The organism is Mycobacterium sp. SMC-18 (assembly GCF_045310895.1).
Taxonomy (GTDB): domain Bacteria; phylum Actinomycetota; class Actinomycetes; order Mycobacteriales; family Mycobacteriaceae; genus Mycobacterium.
Window position 1 is genome coordinate 1 of sequence record NZ_JBJIAL010000092.1, and the last position, 4,979, is coordinate 4,979.

Genomic DNA, 4,979 nt, shown 5'->3' on the forward strand with positions numbered 1-4,979 from the left:
AACCAGCAAGTAACCACAACCAAGGGGGTCAAAATTCAACCGACGCTACGGGGTCAATTTTCGACCGTCGTTGACAGAACTGAACGTCAGGGAAGACGTCCTTGAGCAGACTGCAGAACTGCCGTCGGTGATTGGTGTCGACGGAGGTAACGACGTCATCCAGCACGGCTAAGCGGAAGTCGTCGTGCAGGAGCTGCCTGATGAGCGCCAGATAGAGGCACACTCCCATACCGTCTTGATGGCCCTCGCTGTGATAGGCCATTGGAGGAAACATGCCCAGTCCGTAGAAATCGACTTCTAGATCCAACTTCCCAGCCGACGGAGCCAAACCAGCCTTGAACGACGACTCATCGTCTGCGTTGATGCGGCGGTAATAGTCACTGAAGTCGTGTTCCACGGTGGTGTAAAGCCTGGTCAGCTCGGTGTCTGCCACGTCGTTGTAAATCTCGTAGACCGCCTTGGCGGTGCTGTGGGCTGCGCTTGCTTTGATGTGTGTGGCCCGGGCCTGGCGCAGCCGGGTCCACCGTTCATGAGCGACTGTCAGGGCACTGCGAGCGTTGGCGGTGGCGCTCTGGTCCGGCAGCGCCTCGATATCTTGCCGCACCCCGGCAAGCAGGGCCGTCAACCCAGGGGGAAGGGCTAATGGGTTGGCGCCGACTCGCGTCGCCTGTTCACGGATGGTCGTTAGATGGTCCAGTACGGCGGCGAAAGCGGCCAGATCGGCTAGCCAGTCGACAAGCACAGCTTGGTCGTCGTTACGTCCCACCTTCAGCGCATGGGGTTGGGCGGCGCGAATCAACGCCTCTGCCCGTTGCACCTGCCCCTTCAACCGCGCTGCCGCAAGCAGAATCCGACGCTCCAGCGTCTTGGCCGCCTCCGAGCGCGACAGCTTGCCCTGCAGGTGCAGCCGGAGCGTCTCGGCGTCCTCCCATGGCTGATCGCACAATGGGCACGCGGCCTCGGTGACCAGGGGCAGCCCAGCCTCGATGAGCTCGCGATGGGTGAGGGCGTGGAGAATGCTCGGGTCGTCCTCCAGTTCGGCCAAAGCCTGCGCCAGGTCCAGGGCGGCGTTATCTAACTCTGGGTGATCCGTAGCGAAGGCGCTCAGCTCGTTGACATCTTGGAGTGCGGAAGCTTTGTTGAAGGAGGAATGCTCACCGGCAACCTGAGCCCCGACGATTAAGTCGGTGTCGGGCTGCAGCGAGTCCAGCGGCGCAATCCCGAGGACCTGACGATGCTGATTGACTGCGCCGAGGACCTGCGATTCCAGCAGCGTTGTGAGATCGAGATGACGGCGCAAGGCGTCCTCAGCGTTGCCAACCTCGGTTGTCGCCTGTTTTTCGTCACTGGCGGACCTAGTCATCGCGGTCCGCAAGAGCCGGCGAGTCTCGTCGATGCGGTCGAGCTTCAGCAGCGCTTGCACTTCCTGAGCGCGCTTACCCGGCTCGGTGTACACGTACTTGATGACCTCGCGCCGCGACAAAATCAGCTCGGGATGCTGGGCAGCCCAATCCACTGCGGAATGCAGTTCGGGGGTGTCGGGCTCCAGCTTGTAGGTTGCGGCAGTCTTCACGCACCTCGTCAGCACGCCGGTCTGGCCACTCGCGCTGTCCACGATCGTCAGTGCCACCGATGCGGCGGCAGGGTTGTCGCGTTGGTGCACGTGCGGGCCGTGTTTGGCCAAGCTGACTCCACCGGTGCCCGCGCCGCTCAGTCGAGCAACGGAGCCTGTTAGCGCGAAGTCGATCGCGTCGACGACGCCACTCTTGCCAGAGCCATTTGGCCCGGCAACGACGAACGACTGGCCATCTAGTCGCAAATCCAGCAACCGGATGCCGCGAAACTCTTCAACGTGAATGGCTTTGATCTGGATCACGCGCGTCGGTCGCCGGTCTCTTCGGCAAACAACGCGACCAGTACGTCAGCCTTGGGCAACTTGTCGGCACCGAGTAACGCGCCCAGCTGTGCTGCTACCGCCGCGGGCACCACCTCGTCGACCTCGTTCAGGCGCTGCATAAACGTGCGCAGCACCTCAGACTCGATTCGAGACACTCGACCCCCTGCCAACGGTTCACCCCGCCTCCCCAGCGGTTCGATCACCGTAGCGTCAATTTCAGCAAACATGCAGCGTGTTCGCTAACAGCAAACCTCGGGAGGATCTCCCTGCTTGCCGGCCGGTTTAGATACGACGCAACAGACCTTCCGCCTGTGCGGCAGTCTGCATTGCTTAAAGAAGGCGCGCCGGGGTGTGCCACGCCGGGAGTCGACTATCAACACGGGTGTCGGTACCACTGCATATGGTCGTCACGTGCCCAGCGAACTCGTGAACGAAACCGTCGGCCGCCTCGCCCGCCGCAAGCCGATCCGCGCGGAGGCCGAGACCCAGGCGGACATCTACATGCTGCTGACCACCGCCGGTCTCGGACTCGATCCGGACGACGTTGTGAAGATCGAATCCCAGGTCGCTGACGGCACACGACGGCGTATCGATATCGAGGCCGGGCACGTCGTGATCGAGGTGAAGAAGGACCTCACCGTCGGCAACCTCGCTGACTACGAACAGCAGCTCGCCGGCTACGTTCAACAGCGGCACAAAGAGCTGGGCACACGCTACGTCGGCATTCTCACCGACGGCACCGGTTGGATGCTCTACAACCTGGAAGGCGACGCTCTCGTCTTCGTCTCCGAGCTGGTCCTGAACCCCAGCGCACCCGACGTCGCTCAGCTTCTTGTCTGGCTGGAATCGGTGATGGCGACACGGGAGCAGATCAAACCAACCCCGCAGGAGATCCAGGACCGGTTGGGTGCCGACTCCCCGGGCCACCGGCTCGACCATGCTTCTCTGGCCGCGCTTTTCGAGGCTAACGTCGACGACCCGGAGGTGAAGCTCAAGCGAGAACTGTGGGCAAAGCTGCTGCGTACCGCGTTCGGCAAGAACTTCGTCGACGACCCGAACCTATTCATCAACCACACACTGCTGGTGATCACCGCTGAGTTGATCGCCCACGCCGCGGTCGGCTGGGACGTATCTCCCAGCGGTGGCCTGTCGCCCATGCAACTGACATCCGGGTCGGAGTTTCAACAGGCTCAAATCCACGGCGTCGTCGAGGCAGACTTTTTCGACTGGGTGGTGCAAGTCAAGGGCGGGCAGGAGTTCGTCGTCGAACTCGGCAGGCGCATCGCACGGTTCGACTGGACAAAGGTTGAACACGACGTGCTGAAGATCCTCTACGAATCGGTAATCGCCCCCACCGAGCGCCGCCGGCTGGGCGAGTACTACACGCCGGACTGGCTCGCCGACCGTGTCGTCGAAGCGACCGTGACCGACCCCCTAGGCTCTCGGGTGGCAGACCCGAGCTGCGGCTCCGGGACATTCCTGTTCCACGCCATCCGGCGCTACCTCGAGACCGCGGAGAAGTCGGGAACGCCAACGGCGACAGCGGTGCACGAGGTAACTGCGAATGTGATCGGCATGGACGTTCACCCGGTCGCGGTGACCCTCGCCAGGGTCACCTACGTCCTGGCGATCGGATTGAATCGGCTCCGAGACGATGACAGGGGTCCCATCGCGATCCCTGTGTATCTGGGTGACTCGATGCAGTGGGAGCAGAGCCGGGACCTCATCGGAGGCGTGGACCGGGTGACCATCAGTACCGAGGGGGACTCCATCATCGCCGGCGGAGGCGGTGTCCTGTTCGGTGACGATCTGGTCTTCCCGCGCAGCATCCTCGGTGACGCCGGCCGGTTCGACCGCCTGGTGTCGGAGATGGCCGACAACGCGCTCGACTCAACGAACAAGAGGAACGGGACGCTGATCGACCCGATCCTCAAGCGCTTTAAGGTGACCGCTGAGGAGGCAGAGGTTCTCAGCGCCACCTTCGCGACCATGCGGGCGCTGCACAAGTCGGGCAAGGACCACATCTGGGGTTACTACGTCCGCAACCTCATCCGCCCCCTGTGGCTCGCCGAGCCGGACAACCGCGTCGACGTACTCGTAGGAAATCCGCCGTGGCTGGCGTACGCAAAGATGACCGCCACAATGCAGGAGAACTACAAGAAGCTCGCCAAGCCGCGCAATCTGCTCACCGGCGGCCTAGGAGCGGCCAGCCGCGACCTGTCCACGCTGTTCGTCGTACGGGCTGTGGAGCTGTACCTCCGCCCCGGCGGCGCGTTCTCGTTTGTGATGCCCTACGGCATCCTGACGCGCAAGCCACATACCGGATTCCGCACTGGCAAGTGGATGACGAGGAACTCCGAGCACCTCGCCGTCAAATTCGGGCTCAGCTGGGACCTCGCACGCGCAACCACCGGATTCCCCATGGTGTCTTGCGTCATCCACGGCGAGAGGTCCTCATCAGCGACTCCGATCGACGCTGAGACCGTAACGTGGACGGGATACCTTGCACGACCAGACATTCCGTGGGACGAAGCGAAGGACAAGATCACCGTCGGCTCCGGCACCGTCGCTGCGCACGATGCCGGAGCGGTGCGCCCGGAGTCCCCGTACAAGTCGCAGTTCCGGCAGGGCGCCGTGCTCGCTCCCCAGATGGCACTGTTTGTACGCGAGGCTCCGGCAGGTCCACTGGGCGCGGGCGCGGGCCGCGTTTCGGTGTCATCGAACCGAAGCGTCTACGAGCCCGAACGGTGGAAACAGTTGCCGGCGATCACCGCCACAGTCGAGACGAGGTTCGTTCGGCCAACGTATCTGGGCCTGACCACGCTTCCGTTCCGCACTCTGGAGCCGCGCCGAACACTACTCGCGATCAGTGACGACGGGGTGTTGGAGGAAGCGGCAGTCGTTGACCACCCGGGACTGAAGTCGTGGTGGGACCAAGCTGAGAAAGCGTGGGCCGAGAATAAGTCCGAGTCCGACGCAGGGACGCTGCTGGACCGCATCGATTTCGGCTAAGTCCCCTGGGGTGGTGGGAATTCGGGGACGGGGCTGAGGTGGGCGGAGATGTTCAGGCCGTGTCGGTGCC

Annotated in this window: 3 protein-coding genes; 1 reads left to right on the top strand and 2 read right to left on the bottom strand. The window is 63.1% G+C overall.

The genetic code is table 11. From position 1 onward, the window contains the following. Positions 1-28: 28 nt before the first annotated feature. Positions 29-1,876 (bottom strand): AAA family ATPase, encoded by a 1,848-nt coding sequence (locus ACJH6J_RS29945; protein ID WP_406805004.1) that lies wholly within the window; start codon positions 1,874-1,876, stop codon positions 29-31. Next, positions 1,873-2,052 (bottom strand): hypothetical protein, encoded by a 180-nt coding sequence (locus tag ACJH6J_RS29950; RefSeq protein ID WP_406776152.1) that lies wholly within the window; start codon positions 2,050-2,052, stop codon positions 1,873-1,875. The genes ACJH6J_RS29945 and ACJH6J_RS29950 overlap by 4 nt, the downstream gene beginning before the upstream one ends. A gap of 256 nt (positions 2,053-2,308) precedes the next feature. Between ACJH6J_RS29950 and ACJH6J_RS29955 the strand changes: the two genes are divergently transcribed. Beyond that, a complete protein-coding gene (locus ACJH6J_RS29955; protein ID WP_406805005.1) occupies positions 2,309-4,909 on the top strand; it encodes an N-6 DNA methylase in 2,601 nt (866 codons plus the stop codon). Positions 4,910-4,979 lie beyond the last annotated feature (70 nt).